Origin of the sequence: Phenylobacterium sp. (genome assembly GCF_035944335.1) — a bacterium.
In the GTDB taxonomy this organism is placed as follows: Bacteria; Pseudomonadota; Alphaproteobacteria; order Caulobacterales; family Caulobacteraceae; genus Phenylobacterium.
In genome coordinates this window covers 52,111-70,000 of record NZ_DASZBG010000100.1, presented here as the reverse complement: position 1 = coordinate 70,000, position 17,890 = coordinate 52,111, and the positions used below count along the sequence as shown (strand labels likewise).

At 61.9% G+C, this 17,890-nt stretch carries 16 protein-coding genes, 1 tRNA gene and 2 rRNA genes (1 of these 19 cut by a window edge); 10 read left to right on the top strand and 9 right to left on the bottom strand.

Annotated features, from left to right (window positions below):
• The 3 genes from VGT80_RS16550 to VGT80_RS16540 all read left to right on the top strand — a co-directional run.
• A 23S ribosomal RNA gene (locus tag VGT80_RS16550) occupies positions 1-2,335 on the top strand; it begins 470 nt to the left of the window's first position.
• A 76-nt stretch (positions 2,336-2,411) separates the two neighbouring features.
• Positions 2,412-2,526, top strand: a 5S ribosomal RNA gene (gene rrf, locus VGT80_RS16545).
• A gap of 59 nt (positions 2,527-2,585) precedes the next feature.
• Positions 2,586-2,662, top strand: a tRNA-Met gene (locus VGT80_RS16540).
• Here VGT80_RS16540 and VGT80_RS18625 read toward each other — a convergent pair.
• From VGT80_RS18625 to VGT80_RS16530, 3 genes are all read right to left on the bottom strand, one after another.
• Positions 2,619-4,217 (bottom strand): recombinase family protein, encoded by a 1,599-nt coding sequence (locus VGT80_RS18625; protein ID WP_414693920.1) that lies wholly within the window; start codon positions 4,215-4,217, stop codon positions 2,619-2,621. The genes VGT80_RS16540 and VGT80_RS18625 overlap by 44 nt on opposite strands.
• 159 nt (positions 4,218-4,376) lie before the next feature.
• Positions 4,377-4,724, bottom strand: a complete 348-nt coding sequence (locus tag VGT80_RS16535) for a hypothetical protein (RefSeq protein WP_327457745.1) — start codon at positions 4,722-4,724, stop codon at positions 4,377-4,379.
• 106 nt (positions 4,725-4,830) lie between these two features.
• Positions 4,831-5,532: a recombinase family protein gene (locus tag VGT80_RS16530; RefSeq protein ID WP_327457743.1), complete on the bottom strand. Its 702-nt coding sequence runs from the start codon at positions 5,530-5,532 to the stop codon at positions 4,831-4,833.
• Positions 5,533-5,826: 294 nt separating this feature from the next.
• Between VGT80_RS16530 and VGT80_RS16525 the strand changes: the two genes are divergently transcribed.
• Entirely contained in the window at positions 5,827-9,045 is a 3,219-nt protein-coding gene (locus tag VGT80_RS16525) for a metallophosphoesterase (RefSeq protein WP_327457741.1), read from the top strand.
• A gap of 40 nt (positions 9,046-9,085) precedes the next feature.
• On the opposite strand, the gene VGT80_RS16520 is transcribed toward VGT80_RS16525, so the two are convergent.
• On the bottom strand, positions 9,086-9,562 hold the full coding sequence (locus tag VGT80_RS16520) for a hypothetical protein (RefSeq protein WP_327457740.1): 477 nt from the start codon (positions 9,560-9,562) through the stop codon (positions 9,086-9,088).
• 87 nt (positions 9,563-9,649) lie between these two features.
• Here VGT80_RS16520 and VGT80_RS16515 point away from each other — a divergent pair, with 87 nt between their 5' ends.
• On the top strand, positions 9,650-9,871 hold the full coding sequence (locus VGT80_RS16515; RefSeq protein ID WP_327457738.1) for a helix-turn-helix transcriptional regulator: 222 nt from the start codon (positions 9,650-9,652) through the stop codon (positions 9,869-9,871).
• 54 nt (positions 9,872-9,925) lie between these two features.
• Here VGT80_RS16515 and VGT80_RS16510 read toward each other — a convergent pair whose 3' ends face one another.
• Both VGT80_RS16510 and VGT80_RS16505 read right to left on the bottom strand, forming a co-directional pair.
• Complete coding sequence (locus VGT80_RS16510) at positions 9,926-11,239, bottom strand: hypothetical protein (RefSeq protein ID WP_327457736.1); 1,314 nt, start codon at positions 11,237-11,239, stop codon at positions 9,926-9,928.
• Between the two features lie 95 nt (positions 11,240-11,334).
• The gene (locus VGT80_RS16505) at positions 11,335-11,580 is read right to left on the bottom strand and encodes a hypothetical protein (protein WP_327457735.1); all 246 of its coding nucleotides are present in this window, start codon (positions 11,578-11,580) and stop codon (positions 11,335-11,337) included.
• 233 nt (positions 11,581-11,813) lie between these two features.
• Between VGT80_RS16505 and VGT80_RS16500 the strand changes: the two genes are divergently transcribed.
• The gene (locus tag VGT80_RS16500) at positions 11,814-12,098 is read left to right on the top strand and encodes a hypothetical protein (protein WP_327457733.1); all 285 of its coding nucleotides are present in this window, start codon (positions 11,814-11,816) and stop codon (positions 12,096-12,098) included.
• Between the two features lie 7 nt (positions 12,099-12,105).
• Here the strand turns inward: VGT80_RS16500 and VGT80_RS16495 are convergent, their stop codons facing one another.
• The 3 genes from VGT80_RS16495 to VGT80_RS16485 are packed head-to-tail and all read right to left on the bottom strand — an operon-like array spanning position 12,106 to position 14,438.
• A complete protein-coding gene (locus VGT80_RS16495; RefSeq protein ID WP_327457731.1) occupies positions 12,106-12,882 on the bottom strand; it encodes an SDR family NAD(P)-dependent oxidoreductase in 777 nt (258 codons plus the stop codon).
• Positions 12,879-13,613, bottom strand: coding sequence for an SDR family NAD(P)-dependent oxidoreductase (locus VGT80_RS16490; RefSeq protein ID WP_327457729.1), 735 nt, complete (start codon positions 13,611-13,613; stop codon positions 12,879-12,881). The genes VGT80_RS16495 and VGT80_RS16490 overlap by 4 nt, the downstream gene beginning before the upstream one ends.
• A 15-nt stretch (positions 13,614-13,628) precedes the next feature.
• Positions 13,629-14,438 carry an enoyl-CoA hydratase/isomerase family protein gene (locus VGT80_RS16485; RefSeq protein ID WP_327457727.1) on the bottom strand — a complete coding sequence of 270 codons (810 nt, stop codon included), beginning with the start codon at positions 14,436-14,438 and terminating at the stop codon, positions 13,629-13,631.
• 115 nt (positions 14,439-14,553) lie between these two features.
• Here VGT80_RS16485 and VGT80_RS16480 point away from each other — a divergent pair, with 115 nt between their 5' ends.
• The 4 genes from VGT80_RS16480 to VGT80_RS16465 are packed head-to-tail and all read left to right on the top strand — an operon-like array spanning position 14,554 to position 17,880.
• Entirely contained in the window at positions 14,554-15,537 is a 984-nt protein-coding gene (locus VGT80_RS16480; RefSeq protein ID WP_327457725.1) for an alpha/beta hydrolase, read from the top strand.
• The gene (locus tag VGT80_RS16475; RefSeq protein ID WP_327457723.1) at positions 15,534-16,166 is read left to right on the top strand and encodes a glutathione S-transferase family protein; all 633 of its coding nucleotides are present in this window, start codon (positions 15,534-15,536) and stop codon (positions 16,164-16,166) included. The genes VGT80_RS16480 and VGT80_RS16475 overlap by 4 nt, the downstream gene beginning before the upstream one ends.
• Positions 16,163-16,957 (top strand): glutathione S-transferase family protein, encoded by a 795-nt coding sequence (locus tag VGT80_RS16470; RefSeq protein WP_327457721.1) that lies wholly within the window; start codon positions 16,163-16,165, stop codon positions 16,955-16,957. Before VGT80_RS16475 ends, VGT80_RS16470 begins: the two co-directional genes overlap by 4 nt.
• Positions 16,957-17,880, top strand: a complete 924-nt coding sequence (locus VGT80_RS16465) for a glutathione S-transferase family protein (RefSeq protein ID WP_327457719.1) — start codon at positions 16,957-16,959, stop codon at positions 17,878-17,880. The genes VGT80_RS16470 and VGT80_RS16465 overlap by 1 nt, the downstream gene beginning before the upstream one ends.
• The last annotated feature ends 10 nt before the right edge of the window (positions 17,881-17,890 follow it).

Genomic DNA, 17,890 nt, shown 5'->3' with positions numbered 1-17,890 from the left:
CTCCAAGCCTAAGTACTCCTCAATGACCGATAGTGAACAAGTACCGTGAGGGAAAGGTGAAAAGCACCCCGACGAGGGGAGTGAAATAGAACCTGAAATCGGAAGCCTACAAGCAGTCGGAGCCCCCACGCGGGGTGACGGCGTACCTTTTGTATAATGGGTCAGCGACTTCATGTGCCGTGCAAGCTTAAGCCGTTAGGTGTAGGCGCAGCGAAAGCGAGTCTGAATAGGGCGAATAAGTACGTCGCATGACGACCCGAAACCAGGTGATCTATCCATGAGCAGGTTGAAGGCTGGGTAACACCAGCTGGAGGACCGAACCCGTGAATGTTGAAAAATTCTGGGATGACTTGTGGATAGGGGTGAAAGGCCAATCAAACCTGGACATAGCTGGTTCTCCGCGAAAACTATTTAGGTAGTGCGTCAGACGAATTCCTCGGGGGGTAGAGCACTGGATGGATGCGGGCGGCGCGAGTTGTACCAATTCTAACCAAACTCCGAATACCCGAGAGAACTATCTGGCAGACACACGGCGGGTGCTAACGTCCGTCGTGAAAAGGGAAACAACCCTAACCATCATCTAAGGCCCCCAAGTAATGGCTAAGTGGGAAACGATGTGGGATTGCTTTGACAACCAGGATGTTGGCTTAGAAGCAGCCATCATTTAAAGAAAGCGTAACAGCTCACTGGTCAAGCGATCCTGCGCGGAAAATGTAACGGGGCTCAAGCCATTCGCCGAAGGTATGGGTGTGCAGCAATGCACGCGGTAGCGGAGCGTTCCGTAAGCCTGTGAAGGTCAGCCGTGAGGCTGGCTGGAGGTATCGGAAGTGAGAATGCTGACATGAGTAGCGACAAAGAGTGTGAGAGACACTCTCGCCGAAAGTCCAAGGGTTCCTGCGTAAAGCTAATCTGCGCAGGGTTAGCCGGCCCCTAAGGTGAGGCCGAAAGGCGTAATCGATGGGAACCAGGTGAATATTCCTGGGCCAGTTGGAAGTGACGAATTCCGTAAATTGTCGGGGCTTACTGGATTGCTCCCGGCAGTGAAGGGGTTCCTGGAAATAACTCCAACAGAGACCGTACCCGAAACCGACACAGGTGGACTGGTAGAGCATACCAAGGCGCTTGAGAGAACTATGCTGAAGGAACTCGGCAAATTGCACGCGTAACTTCGGGATAAGCGTGACTCACCTTGCGCAAGCAAGTCTGAGTGGCACAGGCCAGGGGGTAGCGACTGTTTATCAAAAACACAGGGCTCTGCGAAGCCGCAAGGCGACGTATAGGGTCTGACGCCTGCCCGGTGCCGGAAGGTTAAAAGGAGGGGTGCAAGCTCCGAATTGAAGCCCCGGTAAACGGCGGCCGTAACTATAACGGTCCTAAGGTAGCGAAATTCCTTGTCGGGTAAGTTCCGACCTGCACGAATGGCGTAACGACTTCCCCACTGTCTCCAGCATAGGCTCAGCGAAATTGAATTCCCCGTGAAGATGCGGGGTTCCCGCGGTCAGACGGAAAGACCCTATGAACCTTTACTGCAGCTTCGCCTTGGCGTTAGTGACAACATGTGTAGGATAGGTGGGAGGCTATGAAACCGGGGCGCCAGCTTCGGTGGAGCCAACCTTGAAATACCACCCTTGTTGTTACTGACGTCTAACCGCGGCCCGTTATCCGGGTCCGGGACATGGCGTGGCGGGCAGTTTGACTGGGGCGGTCGCCTCCCAAAGTGTAACGGAGGCGCGCGATGGTGGGCTCAGAGCGGTCGGAAATCGCTCGACGAGTGCAATGGCATAAGCCCGCCTGACTGCGAGACTGACAAGTCGAGCAGAGACGAAAGTCGGCCATAGTGATCCGGTGGTTCTGTATGGAAGGGCCATCGCTCAACGAATAAAAGGTACTCTAGGGATAACAGGCTGATTTTGCCCAAGCGTCCACAGCGACGGCAAAGTTTGGCACCTCGATGTCGGCTCATCACATCCTGGGGCTGGAGCAGGTCCCAAGGGTTCGGCTGTTCGCCGATTAAAGTGGTACGTGAGCTGGGTTCAGAACGTCGTGAGACAGTTTGGTCCCTATCTGCCGTGGGTGTACGAAGCTTGAGAGGATCTGTCCCTAGTACGAGAGGACCGGGATGGACACACCTCTGGTGGACCTGTCGTGGCGCCAGCTGCGCAGCAGGGTAGCTAAGTGTGGAAAAGATAACCGCTGAAAGCATCTAAGCGGGAAACTTACCTCAAAACAAGGCTTCGCCGAGAGCCGTGGTAGACCACCACGTTGATAGGCCAGGTGTGGAAGTGCCGCGAGGCACGGAGCTTACTGGTACTAATCGCTCGATCGGCTTGATCGTTCTTATCAAAACTCATGAATGCTTTGCTTTGGTAAAGCTGACGATGATGTCTTCTTCTTTGCATCCGCTTCGTTGACCTGGTGGTTTTGCCGGGGGGTCCCCACCCGATCCCATTCCGAACTCGGTCGTTAAGCCCCCCTGGGCCGATGGTACTTCGTCTTAAGGCGCGGGAGAGTAGGTCGCTGCCAGGTCTACCAAGCGGATGCACAGGTCAAACCCTTCAATCACGATTTCTCATTACCGGCTTTGCCGCGGGGTGGAGCAGCCCGGTAGCTCGTCAGGCTCATAACCTGAAGGTCACAGGTTCAAATCCTGTCCCCGCACCCATCACAGCAGCACCCTTTCCGAACGTTTCGGGGAGGGTGTTTTTGTTTGTGCTGAGGAGTGCAGCGAGCCGGCCATGGATTTCGAGTTCAAAGGTCTTGGAATCCCCGCTTGGAGGGGTGGCCACCACGCGGTCTAAGAGTCCCCTGAAAGCCTCACAAGCCGCTGCAGCGTCATTGGCTGCCAAGGTGGCGTGAAGGTCCTCCACGAGGCTCCTGTAGTGCTCCACGGCCTTAGGATGGACGCTATAGGTCGGAGGCATGGCGAGCCCCGCTAGCTCAGTCCTTAGGCCGTCCCTCTTCGCTTCGATTCCGGTCAGACGCTCGCGGAAGGTATCGAGGCCGATCACGTCACGCTCGTAGAGGTCCAGAAGGCGCTGCAGGCGACCTTCAACGTCTTGAAGGGCACGTTCCACAGACGACCTATGACTGATCGCCTGCGCGCTGCCGGCCGCCAGCTCCGCTTGGTAGGCCCGCATGGAGTGCTCGATGGTGGCCGGTTGAAGAAGATGATCCCGGACACCCTGAAGGACTTGCTCGTCGACCTGGGCAACCTTGATCGTCCTTGAGTTGGAGCACGTCCCGCGTTCCCGGTGAGCTGAGCAGCCAAACCTTTCGCCACCTTGTACGGTCATTGAGCCGCCGCAGAGGCCGCAACGAAGCAGGCCGGCTAGAAGGCGTCGCGGACGCTTTCGAGAGCCCAGCGGCTTGTCTCCAAGCTCAGCCTTTCGAGTCTGTACGCGCTGCCAGAGAGCGTCATCGACCAGCCGTAGATCAGGAGTTGGCACTCGCACCCATTGGTCGGGTGGGTTGATGATAGATGATCGACGCCCGGTCTCAGGGTGCTTGCGATAGCGCCGGCGGTTGAAGACAAGTTCGCCGGCGTAGAGGGGTTGATGGAGGATACCATCACCAACGCGCCGATCTCCGTTGATGGTGGCGGCCGTCCACTCCCCACCGCGAGGACTGGGCACCGCGTCCGCATTCAGAGCCGCCGCGATGCTCCGCGGTGACTTGCCCTCGTCGTAGGCTGTCAGGATACGCCGCACTACGTCGGCCTCTTCTGGCACGATCGCGTAGATGCTGGCCTCGGTGCGATAGCCGTAGCACTTCCCACCGCCCGATTTACCGGCCTTCACGTTGGCAACCTGGCCGCGTCGCGTCTTGTCCGCGAGTTGGGAGAGGAAGAGCTGGTTCATGATCCCCGCGAACCCCGCTTGGATTGTGTTGATCAGCCCTTCCGAACTCGTGTGCAGCTCCACGCCATAGAACTGGAGTGTCTTGAAGATTTGAGCCGTGTCGGCCTGATCGCGCGAGATCCGGTCAAGGGCTTCTGCAAAGACTATGTCGAAGGTGCCCTGCTGCGCGTCAGCTAGAAGGCGAAGCAGGCCGGGCCTCGTCATGACGTTGGCGCCGGAGATCGCCTCGTCCTTGTAGGAGGCCACCTCGGTCCACCCCCTGGCCTCCAGGGAGGCGCGAAGGTGTGCGAGTTGGTCTTCGGCAGATCGAGCATTCTGCTGATCCGAAGAGTAGCGGGCATAGAGGGCTACGCGGGGCATGAACTGTCCTCCCTAAGACGATGGGCGAGCAGGCGGCCGAGCGCAGCCGCGATATCTTCGATTGGATTGAATGCACATGCCGTCTCTCCCGGCGTGCGGAGCGAGTCTCTGGAGGGAAGCATAACGCCGCCCTCCCTTGATCCGGCCAGAGGTAGGACTTCACCCACCGACTGTAATCCTCAGCTCGATGGTGCCGTTGTCGTTAGCGGCGAGAGACTTGAAGAGGTTGTTCTTCCCGACCTGGCAAATCTCCCATGCGCGGTCCAGCTGGGCCTCGAGGACATGCTCGAAGACGTAACCCTCGAACGAGTGCTGGTTCACTTCCTTCAGATAGGCGAAGGCCTCCGCCTTCAGTTTGTCGTCCAGCTTGCGGCCTGCCGCGTTTTGCGCGCCGAGATAGACCATCGCCAAATACCATACGGTCTTGGGCTGCAGGTGGCGGGGCATGGAGGTCTCGGGCAGGAGAGTGATTGCGTTCAGCGTCAGTAATTTGTGCGTCTTGTTCAAATCAATAGTATCCAAATTAAGTTGTGAGAAGTTCGATACCTTACTGGTACTCTCATATTATAACCGATATATCAGTAATAGTCAACTAAAACGACAGTAACTAGACTTATTCTGTCGAAGTCGACAATATTCGCTGAACCTGAGACGGCGACCACCTTGTTCCGCCTCTTGCGGCCCGCACGCCACGGCATTCCAAAGCCTCCGCAAGGTCGCTCAGCGTGACGGCTCCCGCCTTTCTTGCCGCCTCGATGTAGGGCAGCACGTCGCGAGCCCATGCCTTTGCTCGCGCACTGGCGACGGCGCTGGCGCGGAGAGCTTGGATTGGCGAACCTGCGATTAGCGATGGGTTGCCCAGCTTCGTGCCTTTGGCCTTGGCTGCGCGAAGAGCGTCCTTGGTCCGTTGGGAGATCAGCCCGGCCTCAAGCTCGGCGACGGCCGCGAGCTGCGTCAGCATGAACTTCCCTACCGGTCCAGCCGGCACATGTGGGAGATCGCAGAAGACAACGCCCTCATCGCCGGCCCCCTCGACGATGGTCAGCAGGAAACGCGCGTTTCGAGCGAGGCGATCCAGCTTGGCGATGATGAGGACCGCGCGATGCGTGCGACAGGCTGTCAGCGCCGCATGCAACTGAGGACGGTCGGACCTCTTGCCGCTCTCGACCTCGGTGAATTCAGCAAGCAGCTCTCCGGCCTGGTGATCGATGTGCCGGCGCACTGTGTCGCGCTGCGCATCCAGGCCCAACCCGCTGCGGCCTTGTCGATCTGTGCTCACCCGGTAGTACGCAATGAAGCTCTGCGGCTCTGCCATTTCCCAATCCCAAACCACCGTTTGACGGACTGGAAACGGCGGGACTCCCCTCATCAAGTGCTAATTCGCGAACGAACACTTTGAAAAGTGGAAGTTTAACTGGGAATAGACCGGGTACCGGGGGGGCGGGGGACGTCTCTTTTCATGCACCTCGTAGGTCGAGAGTTCCGCAAAAAAATTCGAGAGATTGGCCCCCCTCCTTTGTCTTGCCTTGTGCCGCCGCCACCTTAGGCTGATTGCTGGGGCGCAGACGTGTCGGTCATCGAGACGGCACCACTCCCAAGGTGACGAGCGGTGCCAAACACGACCATCCTTCATCTCTCCGATTTCCATTGGTCAGCTGAAAAGCAGAACGACCAGCGTATCATCGTTGACGCGCTGATTGCGGACTTAGCCAAGCTTCAGCGAGACAGGTCCCTCTCGCCTGACCTGATCTTCTTTACAGGGGACTTGGTCCAATCGGGCGACAACTGGGAAGAGTTTCAATCGGCCCAGACCGAACTAATCGATCGCGTTCTATTGGCCACGGGCCTTCAGAAAGATCGGTTGTTCATCACTCCTGGAAACCACGACATCAGAAGGAGGGTCGTACGTTCGGATTCGTTCGTGGATGTCGGGCTGACGCAGACTCTCTTGGGTGTCGACGAGGTAAACCGCTTCATCGACGGCCTCAGTTCAGAGTCGGCTTCGAACCAAGTCGCCCTCGCGCGAATGGAACACTTTGACCGGTACGTCGTGGGCGGGGGCGGAGCTACCCCAATAAGGTCGAGCCCCCTCCTGCGGACCTTTAGCCTTTCCCTACCGGGAGCTTCGGTTGGTGTAGCGTGCTTCAATACCGCTTGGCGCGCGACTGGAGAAGGCGACGCCGTTGACCGCAATCGCCTGTTATTGGGTGAGCGCAATGTCGATAATGCCGTCCAGGATCTGAACGGTGCCGATATTCGACTGGCGCTTTTTCACCATCCTTTGGAGTGGCTGGCGGAATTCGACGAGAGTGCTGTCACAAGCCGTTTGTACGCGGAGTTCGACGCTCTCTTCTATGGGCACGCACACCGAACAAGGCCGGAGCTCCGAGTGACCGGCAATGGCAGAGCGGTACTTTGCCAAACTGGCTGCCTCTACGAAAAGAGAGGCTATCCGAACGGCTACCAATTCGTAATCCTCGATCCAGACGTCGAAGAACTGACGGTGGTAGCGCGCACATATTTCAATGATCGGCGAACATTCGACGTCGCTGTTGACGTGGTGGAAAATGGAACAGCGACCTTCGATTTCAAGCCAACCATCACTAAGCCCGCCTTTCCTGAGGTCGAAAGGTTTCTCCGCGAAGCTCGACCGGCAATCAGACGCGCCGCGTCCGAACAGATGAAGATCGCGGACCGCGATGGAGACCCCGCACTTGATGTGAAGGAAGCCTTTGAATGCCCCCCGATCACGCTGTTTCGGTCGGAAACGAAAGAGGGAACGCTAGAGGTTGACCGGAGCAAGCAGCTCAATGGCGAGGATCTGCTCCGCGCTGAGGCGAACTTTCTCGTGGTGGGCGAGCGCGAGTGCGGCAAATCGAGTCTAGCCCACTACATGGCCGTCCTCTGCGCGGAGGGAGTGGTGGATCGCCCCCGCATCCCCGTCGTCATTGACTACAGAAAGGTCACGCCGAAGAATCTCTATAGCTTGAAACGCGCAATAGGGGCCTATTTCGGTGCTACACGAGTGGGCTTGGACGCCGACGCCCTCGTTGAGAGAGGCGATTTCTTGTTTCTGGTCGACAACTACAGCGGCCAAGACTCCTCGGCAAAGGCGCAATTCCAAGCGTTGCTCAGCCAGATCGGTAGTTGCCGGGTCATTTGCTTTGCAGACGCGCTTGTGGGCGGCCTCGCAATTCAAAGCGACCCCGCGGACGCCCTCGGCGGGTTTCAGACTGCCCATATCCAGGCACTGCCACGCCGCGCCATCCGGGCTCTGTCATCTCGGTGGTGCGAACAAACGGGACTGGACAGGGACCAAGCATATGCCGCCGTGATGACCCACATTCGTCGTAGCAATCTTCCTAAGACGGGCTACATCGTTACCCTGCTATTGTGGGCAGTATTCCAAGAGCGGAATTTCGAACGAGTAAATGAAGCGGTCCTCCTGAACAACATCGCTGACTATTTGCTCGAAAAGGCCGATTTCTCCCAAGCTGTTCGAGGTACGTTTGACGCGGTTTCGAAAGAAATAACGCTTCGAGAGATAGCGCATTTCCTGCGAGGGAAAAGTGGAGTTGCGACGGCGCTTGAGGTCGAAACCTTCCTAAACTCATTCCTGAGCGTTCGCGGACTGACATACGATCCGGGGCGCATCCTGGATTCTCTAGTTGGTTGCGGTATATTGGTGCGGGAGGACGGCTCTATTTCGTTCAAATATCGCGCATTCCAAGATTATTTTTGTGCGGTTTACCTCAGAGCGGAACCGGATGAACTAAGGCGGATACTGAATACATTTGAGTTTGTTGAGTATTCTCGCGAAATTGATTTGCTCACCGGATTGATCCGCGACGCTGCTGAGATTCTGGTCACGTTGACTAGCCATGTCGTTCTCTCGGCCCCGATCGAGATTGCCGAAATGCAGCTCGAAATATTTGACCAGATGGCGGTGACTGAATCTGCCCTAGGAATTTCGGACCGGCAGTTACTCGACATTCGTCGAAAAAAGCTGACCTCCGAGCAGATCGATGACTTGCTCGACGAAGCGGATAAGCGGGTCGCGGGAACTCCGCAGAAGGCCCAAGCAAGTGCCGGCATTAACAGCCGCAGCAGTGAAAACACTGAACGAGATGCCAAGTCGACGGCGAACGTGACCGCCCTCATGGACATCCCGACATTTGTAGCCGCTAACGATCTTCTGGGGCGAGCTGTTCGAAATTCGGAGTTCGTTGACGCAGAACTAAAACTCAAGGCGATGGAAGCATACTTCAGGAACGTTGCGCGGATTTACTTGTCCTATACACGCGCCGTGAACGAAATTATGGCCCTGTTTGACAGGCCAGACGTCGCGGAGAAAATACCGACGTCGGAGGAAGTTCGGCGCGTCCTGAGATACGTGCTCAACCAAGCACTGTTCCTCTTCATAGGGGGCGAGGCCGCCGAGGGGATTGGGAGTAGCAACCTCGCTCAGATATATGAAAGGGCCCTGGACGGAACGAACCTCGAGGGACTCGAAAAACTCCTCATCGTGCTGGTATGCCTAGATCTCGGCGTAGGAAATTGGGACCAGCGAGTTCTTGACCTGGTTGCCGAGTACAAGGGCAAGCGATTTGTGCTCGATGCCGTGGTTCAACGGATTTGGCTGCTGACCCGGTCTAAGCCCCTTTCGTCGCCGGAAGAGGCCCGTATCACAAAGGTGGTGGACGGGATTGAGCGCGCGCTTGGCCGGCCCAAGGGTTCCAAGAGCGGAACTGTTGAACGCATTTCCACTGCTGTCGAAAAGACGCGAAAGGAAGAGGCTCCGTCCGCCAAGCCGAAAGGTGCGCGATAGTTGCGCATCTGAGGTGTCTTGCGAGGAGTAGAACGGTAACTCACCGAGCTGCGCCGCGCCCCATCATCGTCTGAGCGGCAGCCACTAGGCGTCTTAGATCGGTTCCTTGACCGAACGTTTCGCCCGCAGATGCGCCGTCGCATGCGTTCTTCACGATCATGGCGTTCGTGCTGTACGGGACGACAGTTCGCCAATCTTCGTGGACTTCCTTGTGAGCTATTTCAGCGCCGCTGGCGTTGTAAGTTGCCGTGAAAGCTTTTCGATCTCGGCTTCGCAAGCAATCCACCTCCCACTCGACCGCATCCAGTACGGTTCCGTCAGACGCGGCATTGCGCACCACCATGTAGGTCCATACCGTCTTACCGCCTGAACTCAGGGCGACGTTCCCGTGGTCCTGAAACAGAATGGCGTCCGGTTGCGCTGCGAGGATCGAGTAAGGTGCGGCGGCGGCAACGGTCGAGAATAAAGCTGTAGCCAGGCACCCGCGAGCGGCCACAAGCATCGATGTCTTCCACATTGGACTCCCCCTCTAAAGACATGCTCGGCGGATAAATGACACGAGTGGGGGACAGCTAAAACCCACGAGTTCCGTCCAACTCTGCCGATGGACGTGGTGGGGCTCCTCGGTAGGAACGTGCGCGATCTGCGCAAGCAGCAGGGGCTGTCACAGGAGGAACTGGCGCACCTGGCTCAGATGAAGCGCAGCTATCTCAGCGACCTTGAGCGAGGCATCCGAAATCCCACCGTAAGGGCACTAGGGCGACTAGCGGAGGCACTAGCCGTAGAGCCTTGTGTGCTCCTTCGCGAAGGACAGGATCACGAATGAAGCTGCGCTTTAGCGTTCCTACTATGAAGATGTGTCGTGAGTGGATGCCCAGGATCAGTTGATGACTGGATGACGGTTGAAGCGATCAAAATAGGCCCGATCCATCAACTCGCGTAGCCACGCCTCCTGAGAGGCCGGCACGATAAAGGAATCATGGACCGGCAGAACCGCGACGCCTGCTTCCACACCCTCCGAAAGGATGCGCTGGCAGATCTCCGACTCGGCGTTCATGATCTCAACTCCACGCCCTTTGTAGAACCATTCGCTGATCGGCAGGTGATGCGCCTCGATCAATTCGTAGGCCCTCTTCTTTCTCAGCCCTTTCGGGAGATCGATGCCTCCAATCCGGCTCTCTGGTTTTGATCCGTTCAAAATCACCGCCATCAATTTCTTGACAGAAGGTCGGACCACCCCTCCCCAATCCATAGCTTGTTGCTCGGCGCGCTGCCGGATTTCCGGAATGTCGTAAGCGTCGCCCGGTAGGTCGAGGTTCGACTGATGATAGATTGCCCGAGGTAGGAAACCGCCGAAGTCCAGCTCAACCACGGGCTCGTCATTTATGCGAACGTGCTGACGCAGATCGGCCGGCAATGCCTGCCACCAGCCCCCGTAGAATCGTCCGCCTCTCTGCCAACTCCCATCGTTGAACACGCGCCTCAGGTTGCGGCGGGCAGGATTAGGGTGCCCGATCCTTCGCCTGTACTCGTCCTCCTTCTGAGCCAGTGCAGCGACAGCCTCATTGGGTGCGGCCCAGTCCAACTGCTGTTCCCTCAAAAAGGCATTGAACGCCCTGACCGGCTGGTCGAGAGCCTGAATGTGCAAGGCGTTCCGGGGATATTGCAGCCAAGGCTTTGTGTTTCGTATTGCCTCCCCCTTCAGAACGAGCACTGGGGCAGCGGCTTCGTCTCTTGCCACTCCCGCTGCCGAGATTTCGAGCCCACCGAGCAGCCCAATGAGGTGATCTGTGGCTTCAAACGTTGACCTGGGACTATCGCCGAAGCCGGTTGCGCGCGATCGAACCCCTTCAAGCAGACCAGCTGCCGTCAATTTGTCGATCGTGTCGATCAAGACCCGATAGGTAAGCCAAGGCGGGTTGTACGCGCCGTTCGAGCTGTAAGTGCTCCGTGCTCGGCTGTAGAAGCATGCCGGGCCCCGTTCAGCGCTCTTAGCCAAGAGGGCATTGGCGGCGATCAGACCCAACGTGTGCCCTAAACGTGTGATGCCGTGCACCGTGCGGCCCCGCTGGCGACCTTCGTCGCAAATGGGCCTCAAAGCCTCCAGCAGCGCGTCTCTCTCAGCCTGGGGCAGGTTCAGGAACTCATCGAAACGACACCCGTCGAAATCATCTGAATCAAAGGAATACGACATCTGGCAGGGTGGCAAATTGGCTATGGGACGGGGACATTATATGGCGCTCGGATAAGGAATGCCGTTGAGTTAAATCTGTCAGCCGCTTCAACGGTTTAGTTGGGTGAAGAAACGCGCCCCCCATCAGGTGCCCCCCTGCGCTCACGGTTGCGGATCAAACCGACGACAAACTCGTCTACGTCGCGCCGCACATATCGAGGCGAGCTGCCCACCAGCACAGGATCGAGATTGAATACGTGAGGCTTGCCATGGCGGCGGTTGAAGCGTTGCAGCCTTACCCAGCTGGTGGAGACGCCGAGAAACGCCGCGACCTGGCGGTCGTTGTAGAGTTGGGTATCCATGTCAGTCATTTCCCATCGAAGGTCGGCGGCAAGCGGCTCTTGCCGACCAAGTGCCGCTGTGAATTGGTCCTGTCCCCGCACCCAAAGTTCGAAGCGGCCCCGCCCCCTTGGCGGGGCCGTTTTCGTTTGCGCGGCGGGCGAAACCGTGGCCACTTAATGGCCTGGGGCGTCTTTTGTTATTGAAGGAACCCGTCGGCGCGGTTTCAGTCGACCGGTTCAGCAAAGGCGCGACCATGAGCCTCTTCGCCGCTCCCCTCCAAATCGCCGCCGCTTCGGCCGCCGTCGTGTGGCCGCTGGCCGCGGGCGCCACCCTGGTGCTCTGGACCAAGGCCCGGGCCGCCGATCGCCAGCGCAAGCTGGCGCTGATCGAAGGCGGACTGCACGGCATGTTCCGCACCGTCGAGACCCAGCCCGTCCCCGATCGTCTGAACCTGGTCATCGAGGCGCTGGAGGAACACGCGGAGATGACGGCAGCCGTCGCCAAGCCGCGCCGCCGCAAGACCGCGCCCGCCGCCTGACGAGACTTCAGGCGTTGCGCGCCATCAGTCCGCCGTCCACCGGGATCACCGCACCGGTGATGTAGCTCGCCGCCGGCAGGGCGAGGCTCAGGGTCATGTGCGCCACCTCTTCCGGACGCCCATAGCGGCCGAGCGCCGTGCGCCGCCGTGCGAAGGTCGCCCGGTCGGCGTCCGGGATCGCCGCCGTCATGCCGGTGAGGATAGGCCCCGGACAGATGCAGTTGACGGTGATGCCTTCGCGGCCGAGCTCGACGGCCAGCGCCCGGGTCAGGCCCGTGACGCCGGCCTTCGCCGCCGCATAGGCGCTGTCGCGCGCCGTGGCGCCGAGGGCCTCGGTGGAGGCGATGTTGATGATCCGCGGGCTCGCCGACCTGCGCAGGTGGGGCAGGGCGGCGCGGACCAGCCGCTGATGGGCGGTGAGCAGCACCGCAAGCGCCCGGTCCCAGACCGCTTCATAACCCTGGGAATCTATCGGCGCGAAGGCGGAGATTCCGGCGTTGTTGATCAACACGTCGATCCCGCCGAACCGCGCCGCGACGGCGTCGGTCACCGTGACGATGGCCGCGGCGTCGGCCACATCCAGGCCCCAGGCCTCCGCGGTCAGCCCCTTGGCCTGCAGGCCGTCAGCGAGTTCGCGCACGGCCGGCTCGGCGAGGTCGGTAGCCGCGACGTTGGCCCCCTCGGCGGCGAACAGCTCGGCGGTGGCGCGGCCCATGCCGCTGGCCGCCCCGGTGATCAGGACGGTCAGGCCACGCACCGACCGGCTGGCGGGATCTACGGTCAAAGGCTCAGCCCTCCGTCGACGATCAGGGTCTGGCCCACCACATAGGCCGCCAGCGGCGAGGCCAGGAACAGGGCCGCGCCGGCCATGTCCTTCGGCGTGCCCATCCGGCCGAGCGGGATCGAGCGTAGGGCGCCTTCGAGCCGCCCCGGATGTTCGGTCGTGACCTTGGTCAGCTTGGTGTCCACCAGGCCAGGCGCGAGTCCGACGACCCGGATCCCCTCCGGCGCCCAGGCCTCGCCCAGCGTCTTGGTCAGGCTGACCGCGCCCGCCTTCGAGGCCGCATAGGCCGGGTTGCCGCGATTGGAGGTGAAGCCCGAGACCGAGCTGACGATGATGATCACCCCCTGGCGCGCGGCCAGTGGCGCCTTGAACCTGGTCGCGCAGGCCATCAGGCTGTCGAGATTGACCGCGATCACCCGGTCCCAGCCCTCCGGCTCGAACTCGCCACGGCGATAGACCACCGTGCCCTGGCAGAGCACCAGCACGTCGAGCCCGTCCGCAAAGGCTTCGGCCGCCGCGATCTGCGCCCGATCGCCGACGTCCACCTGGGCATAGGCCAAGCCCGTCAGGTCGGAGCCTTCGACGCCGGCGTAGTCGGCCGCCGTGCCCCGCGTGCCCCACACGTGGACCTCGGCGCCCCGCTCGCGGAACCCATGGGCGACGCCGTTGCCGATGCCGCTGGAGCCACCGACCACCAATATCCGCTTGCCGGAGAAATCGAGTTCGTCCATCGGCGGCCCCCCAAATCAACGACCCTTGAACAGCGGCTCGCGCTTCTCGAGGAAGCTCGCCACGCCTTCCCGGTGATCCTCGGTCTTCATCAGCCGGCGGATTTCGCTCATCGCCCAGGTGCCGATCTCCTGCGGGTCGCCATGGGCGGCGCGCTTCAGCCCGGCCTTCAGCGCTTGGACGGCCAGGGGCGGGTTGGCGGCGATGCGGCCGGCGAGACCGAGCGCGCGAGGCAGAAGATCGTCATGGGCGACCACCTCGGTCACCAGGCCGATCCGCAGGGCCTCGGCCGCGTCGATGACCTCGCCGGTGAACAGAAGTTCCGCGGCCTTGGCGGGCCCCACGATGGCGGGCAGGCGGTAGAAGCCGCCGACATCGGAGACCAGCCCGCGCTTGACGAACAACTCCGCGAACTTCGCCCGCTCCGAGGCGATGCGGATGTCGGCGAAGAGCGCGAGTTCCATGCCCCAACCGACGGCCGCGCCATTGACCGCCGCGATGATCGGCTTTTCGCAGTCCAGGGCGGCCATGGCGGCCGGGGTCGGGCGGATTTCGCGCGGCGCGGACGCCGAGACAGCTTTTGGTCCGGCCATGATCTCCGCCACATCGTCGCCGGAGCAGAAGGCGGGATCGGCGCCGGTGACCACGACGCAGCGGATTTCGCGGTCGGCGGATGCCGCCCGGAACGAGGCTTCCAGCTGGTCATAGGCCTGATAGTTCAAGGCGTTGCGTCGCTGCGGGCGGTTCAGGGTGATGACCGCCACATGGGCCTCCACCCGGCTCACCACGGCGTCAAAGCCGGCCGTCGTCTCGGTCATGGAGCCCATGGCGCGCCTCCTTCGGCGATGCTGGCACGTGGGCGGGCGAGGTCAACGCTGACGCCGGGTCAGGCTTGCCATGGCCGCCTGCGGCAGGAACATGGTTCGCGCATCGGGAGGAGCCATGCCGCAGTTCCGCACCATCGACGCCGGCGAGGCGCGGCTGCGCTGCGCCTTGGAGGGTGCTGGGCCGCTGGTGGTCCTCGTCCACGGTTTCCCGGAGAGCTGGTTCTCGTGGCGCCATCAGCTGGCGCCGATCGCGGCGGCGGGCTTCACCGCCTGCGCCATCGACGTGCGCGGCTATGGCGGCTCCGACAAGCCGCAGCCGATCGAGGCCTATGCGATGCAGCGGCTGACCGCCGACGTGGCCGGCGTCGCCGAAGCGCTGCAGCCGGATCGCCCGGCGATCCTGATCGGCCACGACTGGGGCGCGCCGATCGTCTGGAACACCGCGCTGACCCGGCCCGAGCGGATCGCCGCCGTGGCGGGGCTTTCGGTGCCCTACACCGGCGTGCCGACCCGCCCGTTCACCGAGATTTTCGACGCGCTGTACACCCAGAAGAACCGGTTCTTCTACCAGGCCTGGTTCCAGAAAGTGGGGCCCCCGGAGGCGGAAGCCGAGGCCGACGTGCGCGGTTTCCTGCGCAAATTCTACTACGGCATCTGCGGCGACGCGCCGGACGGGACCTGGCCCCAGAAGACGGCCGACGCGACCCTCCTGGAAGGCATGGTGGATCCCGACCCGTTCCCGGCGTGGCTCAGCCCGACGGACCTCGACTACTACGTCGGCGAGTTCGAGGGCTCGGGCTTCCGCGGGCCGATCAACCGCTATCGCAACCACGAACGCGACTTCGAATGGCTGCAGGCCTTCAAGGACCGCAAGATCGAGCAGCCATCGCTGCTGATCGGCGGCGACCGCGACCCGGCGTTCAACGGCTTTGGCCGCATCGCCGATCCGGGCGCCCTGATGCGCCAGCACGCGGGCGACCTGCGCGGCGTACATGTGCTGCCGGGCTGCGGCCACTGGACCCAGCAGGAGCGGCCGGCCGAGACCACCGCCCTGCTACTCGACTGGCTGAAGGGGTTGCCCCAAGGAATGGCCGCGTGATCCAGCTCTATCATTGCCCGGACGCCCGTTCGTTCCGCGCGCTCTGGGCGCTGGAGGAGCTGGGGCTGCCCTACGAGCTCCACGTCCTGCCCTTCCCGCCGCGCGCCAGGGCGCCGGAGTACCTAGAGGTCAATCCGCTGGGGACAATCCCGGCGATGATCGACGGTCCCACGCTGATGACCGAGTCCGCCGCCATCGTGCAGTACCTGGCCGTGCGCCACGCCCCCAACGACCTGCTCGTCGAGACCGACGACGCCGCCTACGGCGCCTGGCTCAACTGGCTCTATTTCGGCGAGGCCACCCTGACCTTCCCCCAGACCCTGGTGCTTCGCTACCGGACCCTGGAGCCCGGCCGCGCCGAACAGGTGGCCGACGACTATGCGCGCTGGTTCCTGTCACGGCTGCGCCATGTGGATCGGGCGCTGGCGAGCGGCGACTGGCTCTGCGCGGGGCGGTTCACCGGCGCTGACATCTCGGTCGGCTATGCGCTGCTGCTCGCCAATCACCTGAAGCTGCTGGACGATGTATCGCCCGCGATCGCCGCCTACTGGGAGCGGCTCAAGGCGCGCCCGGCGTTCCAGGCGGCCAAGCGCGCCCAGAAGGTCGAACTGTCGGAGATCCTGCCGTGAGCCTGACCCTCTACGAACATCCGCTCTCGCCCTATGCCCAGAAGGTCAAGATCGCGCTGCGCGAGAAGGGCCTGACCTTTGCGGCGGTGCTGCCGCAGGGCATGGGCGCGGGCGGGGCGGTCGGCGCCTTCGTGGAGGCCAGTCCGCGGGCGGAGGTGCCGGCGCTGATCGATGGCGAGGTCCGCGTCTTCGATTCCACGATCATCCTGGAATATCTGGAGGACGCCTATCCGGCCGAGGCCATGCGGCCCCATGCGCCCGAGGAGCGCGCCCGGGTGCGCATGCTCGAGGAGGTGATGGACACCCACTTCGAGGCGATCACCTGGGGCCTTTCGGAGCTCAGCTGGTTCAAGCGGGCGGAGGGTGCGCAGGCCGAGGCGATCCGCGCGGCCGCGGCCCGGCAGCTCTCCGGTTTCTACGCCTGGCTGGAGCGCCAGCTCGGACACCGCACCTGGTTCAACGGCGAGGCCTTCGGCTGGGGCGACCTGGCCGTGGTCCCCTTCGTCAACGGCGCGGTGGGGCAGGGTCATGCCCTGCCCGAGGGCTCGCGGCTTACCGAATGGCTGGGCCGCGCCAACGCCCGACCCTCGGTTGCGCAGACGGTGGACGATATCCGCGCCTGGAGCCGGGACGCCGACATGGGCGACGTCGCCGATCTGGTGGCCAAGGGACTGTTCAAGCGCGAATACCGTGACCATCGGCTGGAGTGGATGATCAAGTCGGGCGGCCTCGATGTGGTGCTCAAGGGCCTCGAGCACGACAACATCCGCTTCGCGCCGGAGTTCGCCTGATGCCCCCCGAAATGCAGCCGCAGTTCATCCTGCACCACTACGACACCTCGCCGTTCTCCGAAAAGCCGCGGGTGATGTTCGGCATCAAGGGCTTGGCCTGGCGCTCGGTGATCCAGCCGGTGATCATGCCGAAGCCCGAACTGGTCCCGCTGACCGGCGGCTATCGCCGCATCCCGGTGATGCAGGTGGGGGCCGACGTCTATTGCGACACCCAGGTGATCCTGGCGGAGATCGAGGCGCGCGCGCCTGAGCCGAGGTTGGTGCGCGGCGGCGACTGGGCGGTGAACATCTGGGCCGATCGGATCTTCTTCCAGGCGACCGTGGCGGTGGTGTTCGGGGCCATCGGCGACAATGTGCCGGCGGCATTCATCGCTGACCGCGAGAAGCTCTCCGGGCGGCCTTTCGACATGGCGGCCATGAAGGCGGCGGCCGTGCCCATGAAGGCCCAGTGGCGGGCCCACGCCGCGTGGATTGAGGCCGGACTGGCCGCGGATGATTTCCTAGGCGGATCAACGCCCTCTCTCGCCGACGTCGCCGCTTACATGAACGTGTGGTGGCTCTCGGCCGCGGCGCGGAGCCAGGCCGAGAACCTTCTGGCAAGCTTTCCCCGGGTCGACGCCTGGCGGGGGCGAATGCGGGCCATCGGCCACGGCGACCGGTCGGAGGTGAGCGGCGCCGAGGCGCTGAAGATCGCCCGCGACGCCGAGCCCGCGCCGGCCCCGGCGCACGACGCGAGCGATCCGCTCAGCCTGTCACCTGGCGACCTGATCAACGTCAGCGCGGACGACTACGGCCGCGAGCCCATCGCCGGCCATCTGGTGGCGCTCACGCCCCAGCGCATCGTGATCGCCCGCGACACCGACGACCTCGGCCCCCTGCATGTCCATTTCCCGCGCATCGGCTATCTGATCGCGCGTGTCTGATCCGGAGGAC

What these genes read in the sequence shown, in the direction of transcription:
- VGT80_RS18625 (WP_414693920.1), bottom strand. Translation starts at nt 4,217, where the DNA reads ATGCCCCGCGTAGCCCTCTATGCCCGCTACTCTTCGGATCAGCAGAAT.
- VGT80_RS16530 (WP_327457743.1), bottom strand. Translation starts at nt 5,532, where the DNA reads ATGGCAGAGCCGCAGAGCTTCATTGCGTACTACCGGGTGAGCACAGAT.
- VGT80_RS16520 (WP_327457740.1), bottom strand. Translation starts at nt 9,562, where the DNA reads ATGTGGAAGACATCGATGCTTGTGGCCGCTCGCGGGTGCCTGGCTACA.
- VGT80_RS16515 (WP_327457738.1), top strand. Translation starts at nt 9,650, where the DNA reads ATGGACGTGGTGGGGCTCCTCGGTAGGAACGTGCGCGATCTGCGCAAG.
- VGT80_RS16510 (WP_327457736.1), bottom strand. Translation starts at nt 11,239, where the DNA reads ATGTCGTATTCCTTTGATTCAGATGATTTCGACGGGTGTCGTTTCGAT.
- VGT80_RS16505 (WP_327457735.1), bottom strand. Translation starts at nt 11,580, where the DNA reads ATGGATACCCAACTCTACAACGACCGCCAGGTCGCGGCGTTTCTCGGC.
- VGT80_RS16500 (WP_327457733.1), top strand. Translation starts at nt 11,814, where the DNA reads ATGAGCCTCTTCGCCGCTCCCCTCCAAATCGCCGCCGCTTCGGCCGCC.
- VGT80_RS16490 (WP_327457729.1), bottom strand. Translation starts at nt 13,613, where the DNA reads ATGGACGAACTCGATTTCTCCGGCAAGCGGATATTGGTGGTCGGTGGC.
- VGT80_RS16485 (WP_327457727.1), bottom strand. Translation starts at nt 14,438, where the DNA reads ATGGGCTCCATGACCGAGACGACGGCCGGCTTTGACGCCGTGGTGAGC.
- VGT80_RS16480 (WP_327457725.1), top strand. Translation starts at nt 14,554, where the DNA reads ATGCCGCAGTTCCGCACCATCGACGCCGGCGAGGCGCGGCTGCGCTGC.
- VGT80_RS16465 (WP_327457719.1), top strand. Translation starts at nt 16,957, where the DNA reads ATGCCCCCCGAAATGCAGCCGCAGTTCATCCTGCACCACTACGACACC.